Raw genomic sequence first — 20830 nt, 5'->3', positions numbered from 1 at the left:
AGCGTTGCACCTCAGCTCCAAAAGCGTGCGTAGTTGGGGTTCCGCTTCTGAGTGAAGGCATCGAGCCCTTCCTGCCACTCTTCTTTCGGCACATCTCGTGGCGAGCTCACGACGCGCTCCCAATCTATCCCCGCGTGTGCGCAAAGGTTGAGCTTGGCCGCTCTCAACGCGCCGGGCGGCACAGTGTCAACCACCTGATGCGCCAAAGACAGAACGCTGTCGCTCAGTTCCTCGGAAGAAACCACGCAGTTCACCAGGCCGAGTTCCAGCGCTTCCTCGATCGGAACACGTCTGCGCGTCAGGATGAGATCAAATGCGCGGCGCAATCCGACGATCCGCGACAACAGCGCGACGCCAGTGTTCGGAATGACACCGTGCCCCAATTCAGGCATCGACAGCCATGCGGTGGTGCTTGCGACAACCAGATCGCAGGCGAGGGTGAGTTCCATGCCACCCCCTATTGCCGGGCCGTGAACCGCCGCAATGACCGGTCGCTCGAACTCTGCAATGCGCTTAAACATCAGTGCGGGATCTTCGTCGGGCGGCGGACTTTCCATCCATCCAGAACGGAGATCGTCGATGTTTGCGCCGGCACAAAACGCGGGCCCGTTTGCGGCGATAGCGACCGCGCGAGCGCCGTCCTCCAGCGCCCGGTCCAAAGCGGCTGACACGCCACGGACGATCTCGCGGGACAGCGCATTGCGGCGGCTCGGATCATTCAGCGTCACGAGCGCGATATCTCCGAGCCGCTCATACATAACCGTGCCTGTCGTCATGAGTAAGTCTCCTTCTCGGCGTCCTTGGAAAGATATGCCCGAAGTTCGGGTGCAATCGGATGCGGACGTCCGGTCTCACCGTGTACAAGGACACAAACCGCTTCCGCCGTAGCGCAAAGCGTCTCGTCATGGTCATCGAACATGCTCTGCCGCACTCTGAACGATGTATTTCCCACTTCGATGACCGCGCTTCCGACGCCAACGTGGCCGGGAAAATGCAACTCCGTGCGAAATTCGATTAGTAGTCTGACAACTGCGAGATTCGCGCCATCCATCAGTGAACGAATCTGCGGCGGTGAGAAGATCTCCATCCGCGCCGCTTCGAAGAACGTTGCGATCACCGCATTGTTGACATGCCGGAATTGGTCGGTATCCGCATTCCTTAGCTTCTCTTCGGTCCAGAAGCGAAAGGCGTTTGGCAGCGGCGCACTCACGATTGTTCTCGGTCTTGCGTTGGGATCAGATGTGCGCTCGCTTCGTGCTCCGTACGAAGGTATAGGGCGGTCGCGAATGGCTGCCGCATCTCTTCAAGTACGTGACCGACCAAGCCAACCGCGCGAGCTGCAACGGCCAACCCACGGCAGATGCGCCACGGAATGCCCATTTCAGACGCCACCGCCGCCATCGCGCCCGTGACATTCACCGGCAGCGCGCGAGCAAGCTTGTGTTCCGCCTCTGTGCCGATCGCAGTCATGAGGCGGATGTAGGGGCCATCGTAGCCGGTCTCTTTAGCGACTTTGAAGAGCGCCGGCGCGCGCGGGTCAATCGGCTTGTGAAACGGATGCCCGATTCCCGGCAAAATCTCCTTGCGTTCACGGTAGCTCTCGACAATCAGGCGGGCGAGTGCATCGATGTCGGGCGCATTCTCCGGGTTGGGAATCGACTCTTGCAATAGTCGGGCAGCGTTATCAAGCGAACCCACGAAAACCGAGCCGAGACCAAGCAAACCTGCAGCCACGGCCGCCTGAACGGCTTCCGGCGCGCCCGCATACGTCATGCGAGTGGCGAGTGACGAAGGCGTGATGCCATGCTCGACAAGAATGACCATCATCGCGTTGAACATGCGTAGCTCACGCTCCTGCGGCAGGCGCGCGAATAATTGCAAGAACGCCATTTGGCCAAAGTCAATCTTCCCAACAATGTCGTCGCACAAATCGAGACCGTGAATAACTACCTTCTTTGGTGTCGCCCACGCAATGTCGGAGCGAATGTCAGCTTGCTTCATTTGTCGAATCTCCCATGTCATACCGATGCCGGCTGCGCAATACCGAGACAACGTCCGGCCATTTCACGCAACTCGTTTCTCAGGATTTTGACGCCGTTAGGACCTTCCTTTTGCGGAAACGCCTCAACTGCGATGATGCGGCGAGGCACCTTGAAACCGGCGATGCCTTGCTTGCACCAGGCAAGCAACGCCTCCTCAGTTTCGGGTGTCGTGGACGCGCGAATGAATGCGACCGCGACGTCCCCTTCTCCTTCGACGTGTACGCCGACGACCTGGGCCGCCTCTACGCCGGAATGCTGCGTGAGGAAGGACTCGATTTCGACGGGATCAACCAGGTAGCCTCGCAGGCGCAGACTGTCCCTAATGCGGCCGACATAGCGGAAAGAGCCACCATCGGCGTAGGCTAAATCGCCCGTCTTGAACCAGCCGTCCGCGGTGAAGGTTGCCGCCGTTGCAGCGGGATTGTTGAGGTAACCTGCCATAATGTTGTAGCCGCGCAGTTGCAGTTCGCCCTGTTGACGGTCTGCAAGCGTCTCTCCGCTCTCCGGGTCGGCAATTCGGAAGGCGATCTCGGGCGAGATCGGTCTGCCTCCGGGCGTCCCCCGCTGCTCCGCGTCGCCTTGCGGGTCGCGCATCGCCGCCATCGCGAAACATTCGGACATGCCGTACAAACCTGTCAGTCGAACCCCCCAAGCGTCCCACGCCTTGGCGATGACACTGCGACCAAGGCCTGCATATTCCGGGAATGCGCCGCGGCGCCAGGTAGCAAGGGAGTAGTCTCCAGCGTTGAGCACCATGTCGAACATGGCGTCCGAACCGAAGAAATGCGTGACGCGATGCCGTTCGATAGCCGCCGCTGCAGCGTCCGCTTTAAACACGGGCAGTAACACGCACGCAGCGCCCGATGCGAGGGCCGCGATAGCCTGCACGAAACCAAGCACGCCATAAAGAGGCAGCGCGCAGAGCACTACGTCGTTCGTTCGCATATCGTTGTAAGAACCGACATTGCGCGCATGACGAGCAATTCCGCCCGCCGTGTGTGCCGCGAGCTTCGGTTGCCCCGTCGTGCCCGAGGTCATAAAAGTGCAGAGAAGATCGGTATCACGCCCGTCCCAATGTGGGTAAGGTTCGCGCTCGCTCCATGCGAGACCGTCGAATCGTTCGATTTCGACGACATGGCTCAACGCCTCGCACGAAGCGTCGATCTCGCGCGCCGAGCCGGCGTAGTCAAAATCGAGAAAACGCTTTGGCACGAAGAGAACACGCGCCTTCGATGTTTTCACGACATGCAGCGCTTCCTGCTTTCGGAAGCGGGTGCTCACTGGCACCATCAGAGCGCCAAGTTGAGCTGCGCCGAAGAAGAGTTGCATCCATACAGCGCCATCGGGAAGCCACACCGCGAAGGTGTCGCCTCGTCTTACACCGAGTTCATGAAGAAATGACGCGGCACGCCGCCCCGCAAGTCCCAGATCGCCGCGCGTATAACTATGCACTCCGTGATGCAGAGCGGGCAGTTCGAGGTTTCCCGCGTCGAGCAGGTCAAAGGCCATGATGACCTCCCGATGCGAAGGCAGCACGCGCAATCTGGATGCGTTGCATCTCTGACGTACCTTCACCAATGCGGAATGCACGCGCGTCGCGGTAAAAACGTTCAATAGGCAGTTCTGTCATGTAACCCATGCCGCCAAAGATCTGGAGCACGCGATCGGTCACGCGGCAACCCATCTCGCTCGCATAAAGCTTCGCGCGGCATGCAGCGACATGTGCGCGCGGATCGGCGTCTTCGATCATCTGCGCCGCCGCGCCAATCAGCATGCGTGCCGCTTCGATTTCCACATCGTTATCAGCAACCATGAACTGGATTGCCTGATGTTGGGAAAGCTGCGCGCCGAATGCCTTGCGCTCTTGCGCATACTCACAGGCCATCGTCTGGGCCCGTGCCGAAAGACCAAGCGAACGGCTCGCCGACAATAAGCGATCCTGGTTGATCGACTGCATCATGCCGAGGAAGCCCGCATTGACCTCGCCCAGCAAGTCCTCCTCGGGAACGAAGCAGTTTTCGAGCGTGAAACCATTGAGGTGGTAGCCTCGCCATCCCATCTTGCGGTAGCGCGTCATGCCGACTACACCCGGATTTCCCTTGCGGACGATGAAAGTACTGAGCTTACCCTTGAGGGATGCGCCTGCATCGGTTACGGCAAGCACGATGATGTAGTCGGCCGTCTCCGCGTGAGAAATGAAATGTTTGCTTCCGTTGAGTACCCATCCGCCCGACGCCCGTTCTGCACGCGTGCGCAGGCCACCGAGATCTGAGCCGGCGTTAGGCTCCGTCAGCGCATACGTGACAATCTTTCGGCCGGCGAGGATCTCGGGCAACAGCTCGGCGCGTTGACGGTCGTTCGCCTGAGACAGTTGAAGCGGCAGATGGCCGAACACCTCGCTCAACGGGACAGACGTGTATGTGAGCTCCTCGAGAATGGCCACTTTTGCTGCAGCCGATAGCCCGGGGCCACCGATACTCTCTGGAAGGTTAAACCCGTACAGGCCGAGGGCCGCGACTTCGGATCGCAGTTGGGCAAGCAACTCGTGACTTACGTCATCGTCCGTCTCAATTTGCTGTTCAAGCGGAACAAGCCGGTTGCGCACGAAGCGGCGGGCAGTTTCGCGGATCATCGATACTTCGTTGTCGATTTGAGTCATTTCAATCTCACTGTCGAAATCGTTTTCGTTCCAAGGCGCATGTTCTCGAACTTGTAGGAATCGCTCATATTACCGGCCGATACATCTCGAACATCTCGCCGATCTGCGCGTAGTCCGCTCGATAGCCAGCCCGCATAATCGGCTGCGCGGCACGCGTATCGAACAAACCGTCTTTCAGATAAGCCTTCTGAATGTGCACGCCCACGACCTGACCAAGTACAAGCCAGCTGTCGGTCGGGCTCCCGTGCAGATCAAGAAGGTGTATAACCTGCAACAATCGGCACTCAAGCGCCGCTGGCGATTCACCTACCCGCGGCACCGACACATTCCGACCCTCCGCAGGCGTGAGCCCCGTCAGCTGGAATTCATCGATTTCCGGCCCAACGGTGGCGGAGGTCAGGTTCATCTGCTCCGCAAGTGGCCGGGTCGCGAGGTTCCACACGAATTCACGCGTTGCCTCGATATTGCGCAAACTGTCTTTCCGCCCTTCGCTCGCGAAGCCGATGATGGGCGGCGAACTCGCAAATGCACCGAAGAAACTGTACGGCGCAAGGTTCGGCTGTCCCTGCGGCGAACGCGTCGACACCCAGCCGATCAGGCGAGGCGCGACAATCGCCTTGAAGGGGTCATGCGGCAGGCCATGCCCCTCGGCGGGATCGTAAAATTCGACCCCCGATTCACTGCTCATACGTGTCTCCATGTTTCCGACGTCTATTGGGTCAGACGTTCATCTGCGCGTGGCGCTGACCTGCTCGAGCAAGTCTGCTTGTTCCAAGGATTCGTTGTCAGCGACGACGTTGGAAAGGTCCCGCCCGCGTGTTTCGGGCAGGAACGTCAACGCAAGCAGCGCGCAGAAGTAGCCAACGAAGCTAAAAAGCGCGATCGATCCAACCATGCCCATGCGCTCGGCAACGGCTCCGACCAAAGCGACGCTCATGGCGCCGACCGACTTGCCGACGTTGTAAGAAAATCCCATGCAGGTGGTGCGGATCTCCGTGGGGAACAGTTCCGAGAGCATCGGCCCGATTCCGGCAAAGGCACCGTTGATGCCCATGCCCACCGGAAAGCCCAGCAGCGCGAGCATCCACGGATCCATCGGGACGAAGAGGTAGCAGGCTGTGATCGACGCGGAAAAGATGCAAAAGGCGATTGCGGTGAAGCGGCGGCCGAATGAGTCGTTGAGGTAAGCGAAACCGACCTGGCCGATGAACGAGCCGACGCTCATCATCGTCGCCATCATTGCAACACTCGACACCGGCAAGTGCCGGACCTGAATGAGCATCGTCGGAAGCCAGATCATGATCGCGTAACTGCTGGCCTGGAGTCCAGTGACGAGCAGCGCTGCGAGCAGACTCCACCGTCGCACATCTCGGCGAAAAGACGAACGCCACGTTGCCACAACGGCACCGCCCGTAGCCTTCTTCATCTCGCGGAACACTTCGGGCTCGGGTATGTATCGGCGGATCAGCAGCACAACGAGCGCCGGCACAACACCGACCCAAAACGCCGAACGCCATGCGATCGAAGCAGGAAGATATGCGAGCAGCAACCCCGTGATGACAGCAGCGAGTGCCCAGCCGACAGAGAAGCCGCTCTGCACGAGCCCAAGTGCCTTACCTCGGTGGATCGGGTTAATGACCTCCGCCATCAAGGCGGCACCGACGGCCCATTCCGCACCGAACCCCAGCCCCTGCAGTGCACGCACGATGAGTAACTGGTGATATGAAGTTGTGAATCCTGCAGCGACGCTGAACGCTGTGAACCAGATAATCGAGCCCGTCAACACCCGCACGCGACCGTGACGATCGCTCAGGATGCCCGAGATCCATCCACCAACGGCGGCTGCGAGCAAAGATGAGGTGGCGATAAGCCCCGCTTCGGTTTTCGAGAAGTGCCACGCTGCCATAAGCGCGGGCAACAAAAACGACAGCACCTGATTGTCAAAGCTGTCCAGTGTCCAGCCGCAAAAGCATCCCCAAAACGTACGCCGCTCGGCCGGAGCCGCTTCCTTGTACCAGTTAAGCGCCTGCATGATTCTCTCCTCACTGAACTCCGTGGATGTGTGTTCCATGCGCTCTTGTCGCGCCAGCGTTTTTCTTATTGAATCGGCGCGCCAGAAAGGGCGATGGCGCTAATTTCGATTTGCGCGCCATAGTGCAAATAGCCGCACGGCACGACTGTGCGAGCGGGTGCGTTTTCGCCGATGAAGGCGCGATAGAGTTCGTTCACCCGCGGCCAGTTTTCGATATCGGACACATAGATCTGTACGCTCAGCAGTTTGTCCACATCGCTTCCTGCCGCAAGCAGAACCTCGCGCATGTTGGACAACGCCTGATGAACCTGTGCGTCGAGTCCTTCAGGTAAAGCAACGCCGTCCTGATTCTTGAGTGGCAACTGTCCGGACACGAAGACAAGACCATTGGCCTTGGTAGCCTGAGCGTAGTGTCCGCGCGGCAGAGGTGCGTTGGGTGTGACGATATATTCGATCAAGGTGTTCACCATGGAATAAACATGTTCGGCATGGATTTGCCGCGCCGCCATCGTTTGTCGAAAACGATTTCGAATACAAGTTAGCACCCGGTCACGAAAAGTTCAAGCATCGACTGTTTCGTTCCGAAATCGTTTTAGTCTGTGATCTGGTCTCTTGCGTCTTGCAGAGGTAAGGCAGACAGGGTTTCTGGCCCGGTCACGCCGAGGCTCGACGACTAGTTAGACGACGTTCGAGGCGGGTAAACACCGACCCGCTGTCGACGAAAACACTGGCCGAAATCGATTTCTTAAAACAGAACGTTAACCCGCACGCTGTGGTCTCAGAAAGGGTAAAATGCCAAAAATCGTTTTCGACGCCTCGACGAAGCAGACATGGAAGAGCGCAGCCCATATGAACATCCAAGAGTTCGCAGCGAAGCTAAAGCTGTCCGTTAGCACCGTCTCGAAGGCGCTAAATGGCCGCGAAGACGTGAGTGCGGCAACGCGCAAGCGGGTTCTGGAGGCCGCCGAGCGCTATAGCTTCTGCCCCGACCCGGCCGCGCGTCGCTTACGCCGCCAAACGGCCGACACGGTCGCGTTCGTGGTCTCGCCGCCGCAGACATCCTTTGCTCACCCTTTCTTCTTGGACATGCTGATGGGTGTGAACGACGCGATGGAAAACAGCGGTCTTCAGGTGATCGTTGCATCCGGGCGTAGCGTGGAGACGGAACTCGACCTGTTCAAGCGGCTTATCGAACGGCAGCGTGTGGACGCAATACTCTTCGGACGCACCCGTCGGCAGGACGAACGCATCGCGTATCTGCTCGAGCGCGACATTCCATTCGTCGCTTTTGGCCGAAGTGAGACATCGGATGCGTTTCCGTTTGTCGACATAGATCATCAGGTCGTTGGGCGCACCGGCTGCGGGAGATTCATCGCGCTGGGGCATCGCCGAATCGCATTAGTCCATGCTCCGGAGTACCTTATGTTTAGCCACCTCGAGAGATTGGGCTATTCAGAGGCCTTGCGGGCAGCTGGAATTGAGTTTGACCAATCGCTTTGTATCGAGGCGGATATATCGGAAGAAGGCGGCGCCCAGGCCGCACGCCGTCTGCTGCAATTGGCCGACCCGCCCACCGCGATCGTGTGCGGTCACGATCTAATCGCACTCGGGGTGCTTCGGGGGATCGCGGAGACCGGGAGGGCCCCCGGGCACGACGTAGGCGTGATCGGCGGCGATAATCATCCGATCGGGCGCTATGTCCAACCCGCACTGACCACCTTCTCAGCCGAGACGCATCGAGCCGGAAAGCGGATGGCGGAAATGTTGCTTCAACGGCTCGAAGGGGCGTCACCGCATTCGCTCCAGGAAATCTGGGAGCCTGAGTTGATGATCCGAGCTTCCGATGGCCCGCGCCGAATTCCCGCGCGCGGCGATACAAGCACGCCCAGGCGGCCACGCGCGTTGCGGGCTTAAAAAGGTGGAACACTGCTCCCCGACCTGCGCGCTCGTCCGAGTTGAATCGGTACGCCGTCGTAATGCTGAGCCGTCGTTGCAGTCCACCTTACGGTATATCGACTTCCGCGCAGTCTGCGGTGCGCAGCTTTTCCATTCGTCTACTCGTTCGCGATGATGAACGCGCGTGTCGCAAAAGCAACGACCAGCCTCACCGAAAAGCACGGCGTGGTGAACTCAAGTAGATGACCTGCTCAAGCGTCTATCCCCGCCGCGAAGATCCTTTAATGCGATGATTTCCTGAACTATTGAGCAGTTGCCTGCGCATTACTTCCCATCTGCTCTGCCTTTGGGGGGCGCGGCGACTGCGATTCAGTAGCTGTCCCTTTTCATCTCCATTGAGCTAATACCCTCTTGCCTCCCGCTTGCGCGCGCGGAACTCGTTCATGTTATGCTTCGTCAAAATCGAAATCGATTTCGAACGGTTCATTGTATGAAAGATGCCCAATTGAACGCATGAGACGGAGGCAAGCAATGGGTTGGATGGGACGAGAATTGCGATCGACCGTAGACAGGTGCGGCACGCTTACCGTTTCGCTCGACACAGTCGAAGTGACAGAACCGGGCGATGATGAAGTCGTGGTGCGCGTTGAAGCCACGCCGGTCAATCCAAGTGATATTGGATTGCTCCTGGGCCCTGCGGATCTCTCATCGATCGAGACAAATGAATCTGGGAGCCTGTCGCAAGTGAAGCTCACGGTGCCCCGGGCGCACCTGGCTTCAATCGCCGGTCGGATCGGTAAGTCGCTTCCAGTCGGCAACGAAGGGGCTGGCACAGTGATAGCGGCTGGAAGAAATGCGACGTTGCTCCAAGGCAGGCGCGTCGGCATGTTCGGCGGCGCCATGTACGCCGACTACCGCAAGATCAAGGTGGCTGATGCAATCGCACTACCCGAGGGTGCCTGCGCAGCCGATGGTGCGTCAATGTTTATCAACCCGCTCACCGCGCTGGGCTTCGTTGAAACCGCCAACCGAAACGGTCATCGAGCGATCATTCACAATCCTGCCGCGTCCAACCTTGGCCAGATGCTGCAGCGTATATGCCTCGCCGACGGCATCCCGTTGGTGAACATTGTGCGCTCCGACCCGCAGATGCGCATTCTTCGAGATCTCGGCGCCAGTCACGTACTCAACATGAAGGACGAGCGGTTCGGTACGTCTCTGCTTGACGCCGTCGCTGAGACCGGCGCGACGATCGCGTTTGATGCTGTTGGCGGCGGCAAGTTAGGCAGCGACATTTTGCTAGCCATGGAAAGCGCGGCTTCCCGAAATTCGGGCACCTACAGCCGATACGGCTCGGACGTCCTCAAGCAGCTCTACATCTATGGCAGCCTCGACCCGGCGCCGACCGTTCTCGACCGCTCCGCGCTCGGGTACGCATGGAGCGTCTCGGCGTGGCTGTTATTTCATTATTTGCGCAGAATCGATCCTGCAACTATGCAACGCCTTCGTCAGCGTGTTGTGGAGGAATTGACTACGACCTTCGCTAGTCACTACACGCGCACCGTCGGCCTGGCCGAAGCGTTGAATCCTGAGGTACTGCGCGCCTTCAATCGGAAAGCGACCGGGGAGAAGTTCCTAATCGATCCTAGTCGAGGCTGACCTCCCGCTAGGTGCCGGCGTTTCGCGGGCCATGAAAAGGTTCTGATTCGAATGGTCGGCCAGTAACAGCGTGGAAATGGCGTGTGACAGTTCTACTGAATCGCGCTTGTCTGCCCGACTTTTCTCATCAGCGATAGCGTTTGGATGAGCAGCTTGTGCCGGGTCGTGCGGACAATCTGGTCATGGAGCGCATCGAAGTGGCCCGATTCCTTAGAGCACAAGATCATGAGTCACCCGAATGAATAACCCGTTACCGAACTTGAAAACTCTCAAGCTGGGGATTGGTGCAGCAGCCCTCTCCTTCTGCTTAGTCCATCTTGCTTATGCGCAGACGCAAAACGGTCGAGCAGCAGATACTACCACCATTGGACAACGCGACATTGACAGCGACGGTTACCAACAAAGCCGCGCGAGCAAGATCTCCAACGTTCGTGTCGGATCCGACGATCGGACTCAAACAGATTGGGCGCGTGGATCTCAGGCGAACCGTTCGCCGGGAGAAGTGGTCGTCAGCAGTTACTCCGTGCCAATGTATAAGGCCAAAGACTGAGCGAACGCACTTTAGGCATCCTAACAACCGTAAGCCCACGAATCTGGGAGAGAAAAATGTCGGACCTGGTTAAAATCGTACGCTTTCATGAAACCGGTGGCGCGGACGTACTGCGTATCGACGAACTACCGCTGCCCGACCCGGGACCGGGCGAGGTACGGCTTCGCGTCAAAGCCATTGGCCTCAATCGGGCAGAAGTCATGTTTCGTGAGGGTCAATATTTCCTCGAGCCAAAGCTTCCCTCAAACATCGGCTATGAAGCATCTGGTATTGTCGAAGCGGTAGGTCCTGGCGTAGACCCTCAGCTCGTGAGCACCGTGCAGTCCACTGTGCCAGCGTTCCCGCTGAATAAGTACGGGGTCTATGGAGAGGTCGCAATCGTTCCCGCTGATGTCCTCGCTGCCTACCCGGACCACCTATCCTTTGAGGAGGGCGCGAGCATTTGGATGCAGTACATTACCGCCTACGGCGCTATCGTCCATAATGGACGCGTCGCGAAGGGAGACTATGTAGTCCTTACCGCGGCAACGAGCTCAGTTGGCATTGCGGCCATCCAGGTCGTCAAGGCCGAAGGCGGGATCGTTATTGCGACTTCTCGCAGTGCCGATAAGCGAGATGAGTTGCTCGCGGCCGGCGCCGACCATGTCATCGTGACCAGCGAAGAGAATGACATCGCGGCAAGGATCCTGCAGATCTCCAACGGAGTCGGTGCGAAGATCATCTTTGACGCCGTTGCGGGAACGGGCATCCTTGAGCTCGCAAAGGCCACGGCCCAAGACGCCCTAATCATGGTGTACGGAACACTGGCACCTGAACTGACACCATTTCCGGTGTTCGTGGCCTGGGCCCAAGGAGCGCAGGGTAGACCCTTCCGGATGATGGGCTACACGATGTTTTCAATCACCGGCAACGCCGAAGCGCTTGCGCATGCAAAGCGCTACGTATATGAGAAGCTCGTCAGTGGGCAGATCAAGCCAAGAATTGATCGTATATTCCCCCTCTCAGATATTACAGAGGCGCATCGTTACATGGAGCGAGGACAACAGATCGGGAAGATCGTAGTCGTGGTTTAGTTTAGTCAGAGCGTGAAACGGCAGTTCGTGCAATCCATGGACAGATCGCCGCTTTGCCCCACAATGGGAAACCGCAGCGACGCCGAGAAACGCGCGGTCATGTTTGAGCTGCGTGCTCCATTCGCGGCTCACTAATAGGGCCCGGTTTCGGGATGTCGGCATTGAGCACGTCCTAGCAAGTCATCGTGTTTTGACGTCCGAAACTCAACATGCCGCACGGCTCTTCGGATCCAAACGAATGCTTCGACGTCCAAACGTGGCGGCCGCGGCAAATCTGCGACCAGATGGGGGCGTTCATGTCATCCAAACACCCCGCTTGCGCGGAGTCGAGGGCCGCTTACCGCGACTACACGCGAGCCCGAGCCCGAACCATTTCCGACTGAAGCATCTCACAGGAAGGTCTCCTGTCATCAACCACGGCGCCGTCGAAAGTTCCGCTTCAGTTGTTGCAACGCGCCTCGATCGCATCGATGAAAGAACGATCCCACGTTCCCGCCTCCATTGCGGGCCATCGTCACCGCCCGCCTTGAGCGGGCGTTTTGCTCCCCGGTAAAACAGCGCGATCTTCTGTGAGGGTTGGGACGAAAGCGTTTCCACTTCGTTGCGCGACAGAGCCCCGTGCGGTTCGCCGCGCGGGGCCGGCCGACCAGTGCGCAAAGCGACGCGCATGGTCGTGGACATCGTCGCCGAGACAGCCTTCAGCTCTATACCAACCTCTTCAACAACACGTTCAAGACCGACATCGACGCGACGCTGCGGCCCGCACAGCTTCGACATCCGCGTCTTCAATGTAACCGCGCGACGTGACGATCGAATGCATTGCGGACTAGACCAGCAGGCCGTTGAAATATCCGTCGTTGGCGCGCTAAGACGCGTTGCGACGGATGCTGAACTCGCGCTTCTGACACGCGCAAAAACCCTTGTGAGCGTTCGATGCTGCTCGTGAGTTCACAAAACCGACGCTATCGATTGCTTCCTTCCCCTCAAGCGGCAAGTGTTCGCATACGCGTCAGGTTATAGCCGACCTGGGGTCAGCACGAAGAGCTGGTCTACGCGTTCAAGTCCCCGGCACATCGCTTGTCGAATTCGTCCGACCGTCTTGCCCCATCCAAACACCTGTTCAATCCGTTTACGCTTTTGCTGGCTCACCGCGTAGCCCGGCCAACGTGTAGTTCGCTCATCAATCGCTGAGCCTCCTGAACGTCCTTCGTTTTGGGCCACATGAGGCGTGACGCGATTCGAGCGACAACTGGCTACGAAGCCGGCGGTGTCGTAGTTCTTATCCGCACCGACCGTGATGCCGCTCGGTGCGACACTCGCAGCATCGGCAAGCATCTGCGCCGCGCAGTCTCGCTCGGCGGTGCCGGTCGCCAGCGTCACCTGCGCGTTGACCACCAGTCCGTGTCGGTTATCGGTCAATACATGACCCATATAACAGAGCATCGCTCCCGTTCCCTTGCTTTTCCGGAACAGGCGCGCCTGCTTATCCGTCGTGGATTGATGCGTTTCGTTACTGCGTTTTTGCCCATGCCAGTTGTCATTCAGTGCGGGCGGTTCGTCTGGAGGCGTATCGTCGTCGCTCGGACTCGCCTTGGGCACGAAGCTCTTATGCCCGGCCCACGCCTGAATCAAAGTGCCATCGACGCTGAAGTGCTCGCCAGAGAGATAGCCTCGCTCACGGGCCGTCTCGACCGTCTCGTTAAAGAGCAACACCAGTACATCGTGTTTGAGCAAGCGGTCGCGGTTCTTGCTGAACGTCGAATGGTCCCACACCGTTCCGTCCATCGGCAGACCGACGAACCAGCGGAACAACATGTTGTAGGAAATCTGTTCCATCAGCATCCGTTCGCTGCGAATGGAGTACAACACCTGCAGCAACAGCGCCCGAACCAACTTCTCCGGTGCAATGCTTGGCCGGCCACCTCTCGCGTCTGCCTCGTACATTCGCGAGAACACATCATCCATGCGCTTGAGCGAGTCATTGAGCCATGTACGAATCGGACGCAACGGATGGTCCTTCGGCACGAAATCATCAAGCTTCAACACCGTGAACATCGACTCGGTAAAACCATCGCTGCCGCGCATCCGTTCCATCTCGCTCTCGTTAATGGCTTCAGATTCAACGTTCACCCCTTCACTCAGGATGACCGTTTGACGAGGTATTTCAACGACCTGCTAGATACTGATGCGCGGCAACCTGCAACTTGTCGAGGAATTCAGTGTCGTTTTTAGCTGTGAAGAGGCTTTGACGCGCCGCCGGATTTTCGAGTGCTTTTGCCGCGGCGGCCCAAAGATCGAACGTCCGCTTGAAAGCGAAGAAATCGCCGCACTCCGCTTCTTCGATGGCAATCGACGAGAGTGAGCCTATAAGTGCATCAAGGTCACCCCGAGCGGCTTCCGCCAGTTCACTGCCAGTGAGTGAGGCGTCATCGGTTGGATTCTCACCATCCAGTAGTGAGTCCACGAATCCTAGGTTGGCCACACCTGGTTCGGTCCTCAACACGCTCTGAGGGACGCAGGCGAGACCCCACGCTGGCCTTGCAGCGTACACGCTCCACAGCGGTGCGCGAAACTCGACCGGTGAAACGAAAGTCAGCTGCTCAAATCTCATCTTATACGCAGCGATCGTATTTTTGTACGAAACGTAATCCGGATTGCCCGCGTCATTGACGCGGGGACCATTCACGCCATGCACGAAGACGAACTGATTCATTGATAGCTCCACGTTTGTCAAGCCGCGCGGCGTCAACTACCCGTTGAGTCATTGTAGTCAAACTGCCGCGAGATCAGAGTGTCGCCGACGTCGAAGCGATCGCTGTTACTGATGCAAACTCCGTGAATTTGTCTAATGAAATCACCAGGACGCGGCTTCTGGGGTGCCACGACTCTGGTAAGAAGCGTTCATGGTGAAGCAGCCGCCTGAGGATGGTAGCCGGGATCGGCAAGCCGCTTGAGGATCCGTTGTATCGTTTTGCTGGTGTCGAGCCGGCTGTAGTAATCGGTGCCGAGGTCCGCATAGACAACGCCGTCGGAGAGCATGTGCTAGGGCGGTAAGCATCGAAGCAGCTACGGCGAGCATGGCTTTCTTAGGGCCGCGTCTTGCTTTGATGCGCAGGAACTGGGCGTGCAGATAGGTGCTTTTCACGCGGACACCGGCCCATGCGGCGGTAACGAGCGCGGTTTTCAGCCATGTGCCGCTTTTGCGAACGCGGGTGCTGCGGCGTTTGCCGGCGCTCTCATCGTTGCGCGGACAGAGGCCGGCCCAAGAGATCAAATGGGCGGCATTAGGGAAGCGTGTTATGTCGGCGCCGACCTCGGCGAGGCTGACTTGGGCGGTCACGTCGCTCACGCCGGGGATCGTGCTCAGCAGACGGCCGCATTGCCGGATCGGCGCTAGTGCTTTTCCGAGGGTGACGTCGAGTTCAGCGAGGGTGTGCTGCAGGGCGTCGATAACGTCCAGATGAAGCTTCAGTAGCGTCCGATGGTGAGCGGTAATCCGTCGGTGCACTGCAGGTCTTATGCAGCCACCGGCTCGGGCTTGAAGTCCTCTCCGTATTTCAGGAACGCCCAGGCCATCCTTGCATTCTTGGCCGCAATCGCGACGGCCGCACGCCAATATCCGCGGCGTTCGACTAGGCCTCGGACCCAACGGCTAAGCGGTCCTGCTTCTCGCCGAGATTGGCGATGACGGCGCGAGCTCCGAGGACCAGCAGGCTGCGCAGATAGGCATCGCCCGCTTTCGTGATGCTGCCCAGCCGCGCTTTGCCTCCGCTGCTGTGTTGACCGGGCGTGAGCCCGAGCCAAGCCGCTACCTGGCGACCGTTCCTGAAATCATGTCCTCCACCGAGGCTCGCGAGCAGCTTGCTCGCTGTGGTCGGACCGATGCCTCGCAGTTTCATGAGTCGCTTGCTGCGCTCGTCGTCACGGGCGATTCCGCTGATTGCGCGATCGTATTCGTCAAGCCGATCCTCAATGTTGCCGGCATGCTCAAGCAAATCGCTGATGCAGCGTCGGGCCCAACCCGGCAGGGTGTCCAGATGTGGCGTGATCTCTCTTCGCAGTCGCTCCGGGCTCCGAGGTAGCACGACGCCGAATTCGGCGAGCAAGCCACGCATCCGGTTGTAGGCAGCGGTTCGTTCCTCGACGAATCCCTCCCGGGTCCGATGCAGGCAAAGCGTCGCCCGCTGATGCTCGTCTTTCAGCGGTACGAAACGCGTGCTCGGTCGGGTGACCGCCTCGCAAATGGCGGCCGCGTCCGCCGCATCGTTCTTGCCGCGCTTCCCCGACATGCGATAAGGCGCCACGAGCCTGGGCGCCATTAGCTTGGCCGTATGGCCGTGTTGTTGGAGTACACGAGCCCAGTAATGCGCCCCGGAGCATGCTTCCATGCCAATGACGCACGGCGGCAATTGTGCAATCAAGGTTACCAGTTGATCGCGCGATACACGTGGCTTGATCAGCAACGCCTTGCCAACCTCGTCCACGCCGTGAACGGCGAAAACATTCTTGGCAAGGTCGATTCCGATGGTCACAATAGGCATGGACTTCCCCTCCTGTTGGTGTTGATGAAGGTCGAGAACTTCATCATGGCACGTTGATGCCGATTCGCGGCTTCCGCCGCAGCCTCGGGACGGGGAAGTCCCTTTCATTCGCTGCCGAGTTAAAGATTGGCGTCTTCGAGCACTTTCTGGATGCGCAGGCTGTGCTGGGCGATCTCGTGCACGAGTTGTTTGCGCGTACCTTTGAGATCGCGTAAGTCCTGCGTCGCAGCAGGCGGCACGAAACTGGAGCGGATCAATCAGACCATGCGCGAGCAGATCGGCGATCCACGTCGCGTCGTTGACGTCGTTCTTGCGTCCAGGAACGTTGCGGATATGTCGGGCATTTGCCAAGACCAGCTTGAAGCTGCCTTCGAGGATGTGCCAGACCGGTTTCCAATAGACGCCAGTCGCTTCCATGGCCACGTGCGTGCAGCCATGCAAGGCAAGCCAGTCGCCGGGCTCAAGCAGTCCGATTGTGGTGGCAGCGAAGCCGCGCACTTCGCGATTCTGTGGGGCAGACACGCAGCGCACGCAAGCCACACTGGTGTCCTTGTGGACGTCGAGTCCGGCGCAGCGGGGATAGAGAACTTGCATGGTACCTCCTGCCAGAGTGATGGCAGCGGCAGCAGCCCTCGTGATCGAATTCTGGTAAGCGTGCTTGGGGGCATAACTGCCCGCCGTACCAATCCGGGCTGCGCGCAGGGCTGCGGGTCCAACTGTTCAACGGGCTCAGGGCACCATTTCCCTACGCCGATCTCCCATGCCGCTGCGCATCCATATTACCTCTGGCATGGGATGTGGACGCGCCACATCCGCTCTATCCTTCGGGGTCGGACAGGCCCGATGAGCAACTGTTTAGGTTCGATCCCATGCACTGCCAGTTCGCAGTACTATCAAAATTGCCATCGGGCTGGCCATTGTCACATGCAACAGAATTTTCCGCGAAGTTGCCGACCCCCATAATAGTCGCAGGCTTTCGGCGAGCCACGCCCTGAAGGATTTTGGCCGCGCCGGCGAGCAAGAATGCCCTTGCCGTCCCGTCTTGGGTCTAGATAGCGCCCACGGCGACGCTCGATCAAGAGGACAACCCCGAAACGCGAAACTGCCGCAGCGACAAACAAACTGTCTAACGGCCGCGACCTTCGAGTGTGCGCAGTAAGCGGTCGGGTCAAGGCCGATCGCAGCGACTCATTGATGCGCCTTCCGGGCGTATTGCCGTGTTGAAATATGTGCCCACCGAGAACAGCGGCTTGGGAAAAGGTGCTCGTCGGACCTCAGACTGTCCTTCTCGATCCATGCAGCGACCGCAATGGAAGCTGGCTCTGTGACCTTAAACTGCACGGGTCGTTTGGTCTTGCGCTGCATTATCATCGCGCGGGGCAGTATCTGATTGCCGTGAGTTACTTTGCGGAAATGTAGGTTGACGAGCTCGCTCCTGCGCAGCTTGCTTTCGATCGCGCGATCGTAGTTCCTCGTTTGGAATGCCGATTCACTTGATAGAGGGCTACCCTACAGGACAGGCGCGACGAGGTAATTTGTCACAGCTGTTGGCGCGGTTCCCGGCTCAGCAAGCAGACCGGAGACTGACGCTAGCCTTCGCGATATGCTTCTGCCCATCGGCCTTAGCTGACATTGGGGCTAGTCGCGTTCAACGTCAGCAGCTTGGCGGATTGCTGACGTCGCCGGCGGACGGCCGTGCACCGAAAACGTAGGCCGGCTGAAACTACTCCTGACGCTCGCATCATTGCGTCGAAATATGACGCCGAATGCGCGCGACGAATCGACAACATCCTCTCGGAACGAGAACGTTTCCCCATTCTCAAGACCCATTCCGCTCAAATGCGGATAGGCAAGAAACAACGTGTCGCCGCAAGCAACGTCTTGTAGCGCCACGGGTTGTCGGCGGTCAAGATTTAGACCGTAAACGTTCTCGGCGAATCCGATAGCTGGATTACCATGAAATAAAATCGCTTTCGGTCGACAAAATTGGATGAGAAGCCGCAATGCATCATGATGGCGAGTACGCTCTTGCCTAGGAATCGCTTGGCGTCGCGTGGTCGGATACCAGCAGGCATTGGTGACCAGGCAGTCCTCGCTGCCGAGCAGGTCGATCAAGACCTTTAAATTGACCGTGGTACCCTTCGACTTCGCCGGGCCGCGAGCTAGCGTGTAAATTTCCTGGAATTTTTCCGTATCGCGAGTCAAGCAGTCCCAGTAACTATCGTAGCTTTCGAATTGGTTTCGCAGTGGCGTAGCTGGGTTCGTCCCCACGATGAAAATTTTTGCGGACTTCCAGTTCCTATTGGGAGCGAAGGGGCGCAGATGGTCGCCCATATCCCTGCGACAGTACTTCTTGAGTTGGGCCTCGAAGTCAGTCGAAATCGCTGATAGCGCTGGAGAGGTCGAAGGGACAATGGATGACTTCAATGTCTTTCTCGGTGGTTAATTTCACTTGCGCAACATACAGAAGACACGCGGTAGAGCAGGCGACGCGAAATAAGCCGTCGCCGGCCCGGATATTGCCGAATCGAACGTCCGCAGGTCGAGCAGACGAAGCGAGACCCGGCAGATTGGCCGACCATTTGCGTGACACAGCTGCTGCTCTCGAGGCAGCATCGCGTCGCAAACTAAGGTTTTTTGCCTAGTGTTAGGACAGCTGGACAGCTTGTGTTTTGCTGTCGACAATCTTGGGCACCATCCACATTTATCACAGAAGAAAGGGATGTTTGTGGCGCTGGAGAAGATCAGCCGTATTCGCTCATTCGATGTTTCCGCCTTCAGAGAAATTGGACGATTTCAGACGCTGATGCAAAGAGCCCAGCCAAGCCGACCGACCAAGCTGGCTTTTTCATTGCGTCACCGCTTCGCCTCTTTGGCATCAAAGGTTATCAGGCGCTGCTCCAACGCTTTGACGGACGGCTGGTCCTCGGACCGCTCCGGCAGAACTTTTAGAGACTTACCGTCCAGGTCTCCGTATTCAGAGTGCCGGAGCAGTTTCGAGAGCTTCACGCGGTAGCGTGTGTCGACGGTGAGCAGGTGCTCGTCGAACAACGTGTGAATGTCGGCGCGCAACAGAATGCCGTTGCGCGTCTTGTAGTCCGTCTTTTCAGCATGAGGCACGATGTGCGCCGCCTCCAGGACCGCATCAACCATTGAGCCAGTTACCGCGCACCGGCGGCGGTACGCAGCGAGCAGACCGTCGCGAAAGGGACGCTGACCCCGCCGGGTCTTGATCGCGCTCTGCTGGACGACGTCGTCGGTCTCATCGGCATCCTCTGCACCGTGGCTGACGTCCATGGCCTCAAGGTCGGGCTTCACGCCGCGAACGATCCTGCACTCGCCGGACACAGGGTCATGGCGGTGCACGTACCAGAGCTCGCTGTCGAGAATGCGCCGGCTCACCGCCGATGCCTTCTCTGCAAGTTCGTTGCGCGCGCGCTGGTCGCCGGCACACACGATGACGCGCACCGGCAGTCGTCGGGCGTAGGACTCGCGTATCGCCGCGTCGAGGTTCAGGGCGCGAACCGACTGGTCAGATGTTCGCGACCGGGCTGACGCGGATTTTGTTCGATCGTCGGCGATGCGCCGCAACTCGTTGGCCGTGTCGAGCACTGACTCGGCGAAGTAAAGGACGCCGCCGTCCGCTTGCAGCGTCCCATGCCACAGGCACAGGACGTAACCTTCAGCGATGGAGCCAAACGACCAGTTGTAGCAGAACTGCGGGTTCGAGCGGAAGTCCTCAACCTCGATTTGGTCCTTTGTCCAATGCCATCTTTCGACCGAAATACTCGCCCGCTGCAGGATGTCGTAGATCACCTCCTTGCGTCGCGGCGCCAGGTTCTCCAGAGCTTCTGCGTCGGGATTGCTCCCGGCGCGAGCAAAGGTCACATAACGCGCGGACCGATCGACGCGCAACTTGCGCCAACCTGTGGTCATCCACGCGAGCGCCTGCACGTGTGAGTCGCTTCCAGGCGTTGAGTTTTGCCACCATTCGTCGTGCTTTGAAGCGGATGGCGGCAGATTGGTTCCGATGATCTGCTCGACTTGGTCGAAGGTCAGCGTGAGATCGCTGGCGGTCGCCTGCTGAAGGTAAACACCGAGCGGGGCGTATTTGCTCATAATTTGTCGTTTTTGGATGAGGCGGAACGAGACCGGCAGGAAATCTTATCCTACCTGCCGCATGGCTTCGCAAGGCACCGGCCACCTCCCGCCTTCTGCGCTGCAGGTGCTTCGCGAGTGCGTGCCCTTCGCCTCTGGCCAGGTGTTGCCCGCAGGGGCAGAGATGTCTTCATCAGTCTCAGAGTGTTGACCTGCCCGCGTCGACTGCTGCTGGTTCAAACCGCTCCACACCGACCCGAGGAGATCATCCTGGGTAAGC

Annotated in this window: 16 protein-coding genes and 4 pseudogenes; 4 read left to right on the top strand and 16 right to left on the bottom strand. The window is 58.7% G+C overall.

The window, feature by feature from the left end; all coding sequences use genetic code 11:
• Window positions 1–11 precede the first annotated feature (11 nt).
• From NK8_RS34130 to NK8_RS34095, 8 genes are all read right to left on the bottom strand, one after another.
• Window positions 12–776: an enoyl-CoA hydratase/isomerase family protein gene (locus NK8_RS34130; RefSeq protein ID WP_187608327.1), complete on the bottom strand. Its 765-nt coding sequence runs from the start codon at window positions 774–776 to the stop codon at window positions 12–14.
• The gene (locus tag NK8_RS34125) at window positions 773–1210 is read right to left on the bottom strand and encodes a thioesterase family protein (RefSeq protein WP_187608326.1); all 438 of its coding nucleotides are present in this window, start codon (window positions 1208–1210) and stop codon (window positions 773–775) included. The genes NK8_RS34130 and NK8_RS34125 overlap by 4 nt, the downstream gene beginning before the upstream one ends.
• A complete protein-coding gene (locus NK8_RS34120; protein WP_187608325.1) occupies window positions 1207–2001 on the bottom strand; it encodes a citryl-CoA lyase in 795 nt (264 codons plus the stop codon). The genes NK8_RS34125 and NK8_RS34120 overlap by 4 nt, the downstream gene beginning before the upstream one ends.
• Before the next feature lie 17 nt (window positions 2002–2018).
• Window positions 2019–3551, bottom strand: coding sequence for an AMP-binding protein (locus tag NK8_RS34115; RefSeq protein ID WP_213233857.1), 1533 nt, complete (start codon window positions 3549–3551; stop codon window positions 2019–2021).
• A complete protein-coding gene (locus NK8_RS34110; RefSeq protein ID WP_213233856.1) occupies window positions 3541–4701 on the bottom strand; it encodes an acyl-CoA dehydrogenase family protein in 1161 nt (386 codons plus the stop codon). Before NK8_RS34110 ends, NK8_RS34115 begins: the two co-directional genes overlap by 11 nt.
• A 64-nt stretch (window positions 4702–4765) precedes the next feature.
• Window positions 4766–5389 carry a flavin reductase family protein gene (locus NK8_RS34105; protein ID WP_187608322.1) on the bottom strand — a complete coding sequence of 208 codons (624 nt, stop codon included), beginning with the start codon at window positions 5387–5389 and terminating at the stop codon, window positions 4766–4768.
• A gap of 39 nt (window positions 5390–5428) precedes the next feature.
• Window positions 5429–6733: an MFS transporter gene (locus NK8_RS34100; RefSeq protein WP_187608321.1), complete on the bottom strand. Its 1305-nt coding sequence runs from the start codon at window positions 6731–6733 to the stop codon at window positions 5429–5431.
• A gap of 65 nt (window positions 6734–6798) precedes the next feature.
• The gene (locus NK8_RS34095; RefSeq protein WP_225936609.1) at window positions 6799–7242 is read right to left on the bottom strand and encodes a RidA family protein; all 444 of its coding nucleotides are present in this window, start codon (window positions 7240–7242) and stop codon (window positions 6799–6801) included.
• A gap of 283 nt (window positions 7243–7525) precedes the next feature.
• Here NK8_RS34095 and NK8_RS34090 point away from each other — a divergent pair, with 283 nt between their 5' ends.
• From NK8_RS34090 to NK8_RS34075, 4 genes are all read left to right on the top strand, one after another.
• Window positions 7526–8647, top strand: coding sequence for a LacI family DNA-binding transcriptional regulator (locus NK8_RS34090; RefSeq protein ID WP_225936608.1), 1122 nt, complete (start codon window positions 7526–7528; stop codon window positions 8645–8647).
• Between the two features lie 513 nt (window positions 8648–9160).
• Entirely contained in the window at window positions 9161–10288 is a 1128-nt protein-coding gene (locus tag NK8_RS34085; protein ID WP_213233855.1) for an NADH oxidase, read from the top strand.
• Between the two features lie 238 nt (window positions 10289–10526).
• A complete protein-coding gene (locus NK8_RS34080) occupies window positions 10527–10838 on the top strand; it encodes a hypothetical protein (protein ID WP_213233854.1) in 312 nt (103 codons plus the stop codon).
• Window positions 10839–10894: 56 nt separating this feature from the next.
• Window positions 10895–11911: a zinc-dependent alcohol dehydrogenase family protein gene (locus NK8_RS34075; RefSeq protein WP_213233853.1), complete on the top strand. Its 1017-nt coding sequence runs from the start codon at window positions 10895–10897 to the stop codon at window positions 11909–11911.
• A 983-nt stretch (window positions 11912–12894) separates the two neighbouring features.
• Here the strand turns inward: NK8_RS34075 and NK8_RS34070 are convergent.
• The 8 genes and pseudogenes from NK8_RS34070 to NK8_RS34040 form a co-directional block, all read right to left on the bottom strand.
• Window positions 12895–13996, bottom strand: a pseudogene (locus NK8_RS34070) (IS5 family transposase).
• Between the two features lie 79 nt (window positions 13997–14075).
• A complete protein-coding gene (locus NK8_RS34065) occupies window positions 14076–14624 on the bottom strand; it encodes a hypothetical protein (protein WP_213233852.1) in 549 nt (182 codons plus the stop codon).
• A 188-nt stretch (window positions 14625–14812) separates the two neighbouring features.
• A complete protein-coding gene (locus NK8_RS43100) occupies window positions 14813–14950 on the bottom strand; it encodes a hypothetical protein (protein WP_225936648.1) in 138 nt (45 codons plus the stop codon).
• Between the two features lie 154 nt (window positions 14951–15104).
• Window positions 15105–15251, bottom strand: a pseudogene (locus tag NK8_RS43490) (transposase); the annotation flags it as partial.
• 176 nt (window positions 15252–15427) lie between these two features.
• Window positions 15428–16452: pseudogene (locus tag NK8_RS34055) on the bottom strand (IS110 family transposase).
• Window positions 16453–16574: 122 nt separating this feature from the next.
• A pseudogene (locus tag NK8_RS34050) lies at window positions 16575–17046 on the bottom strand (transposase); the annotation flags it as partial.
• A gap of 1044 nt (window positions 17047–18090) precedes the next feature.
• Window positions 18091–18879 (bottom strand): hypothetical protein, encoded by a 789-nt coding sequence (locus NK8_RS34045; RefSeq protein WP_213233851.1) that lies wholly within the window; start codon window positions 18877–18879, stop codon window positions 18091–18093.
• 429 nt (window positions 18880–19308) lie between these two features.
• Window positions 19309–20571 (bottom strand): HNH endonuclease, encoded by a 1263-nt coding sequence (locus NK8_RS34040; protein ID WP_213233850.1) that lies wholly within the window; start codon window positions 20569–20571, stop codon window positions 19309–19311.
• Between the last annotated feature and the right edge of the window lie 259 nt (window positions 20572–20830).

It is taken from the genome of Caballeronia sp. NK8 (assembly GCF_018408855.1).
Taxonomy (GTDB): Bacteria; Pseudomonadota; Gammaproteobacteria; order Burkholderiales; family Burkholderiaceae; genus Caballeronia.
This window is presented reverse-complemented; position numbering and strand designations above follow the sequence as displayed.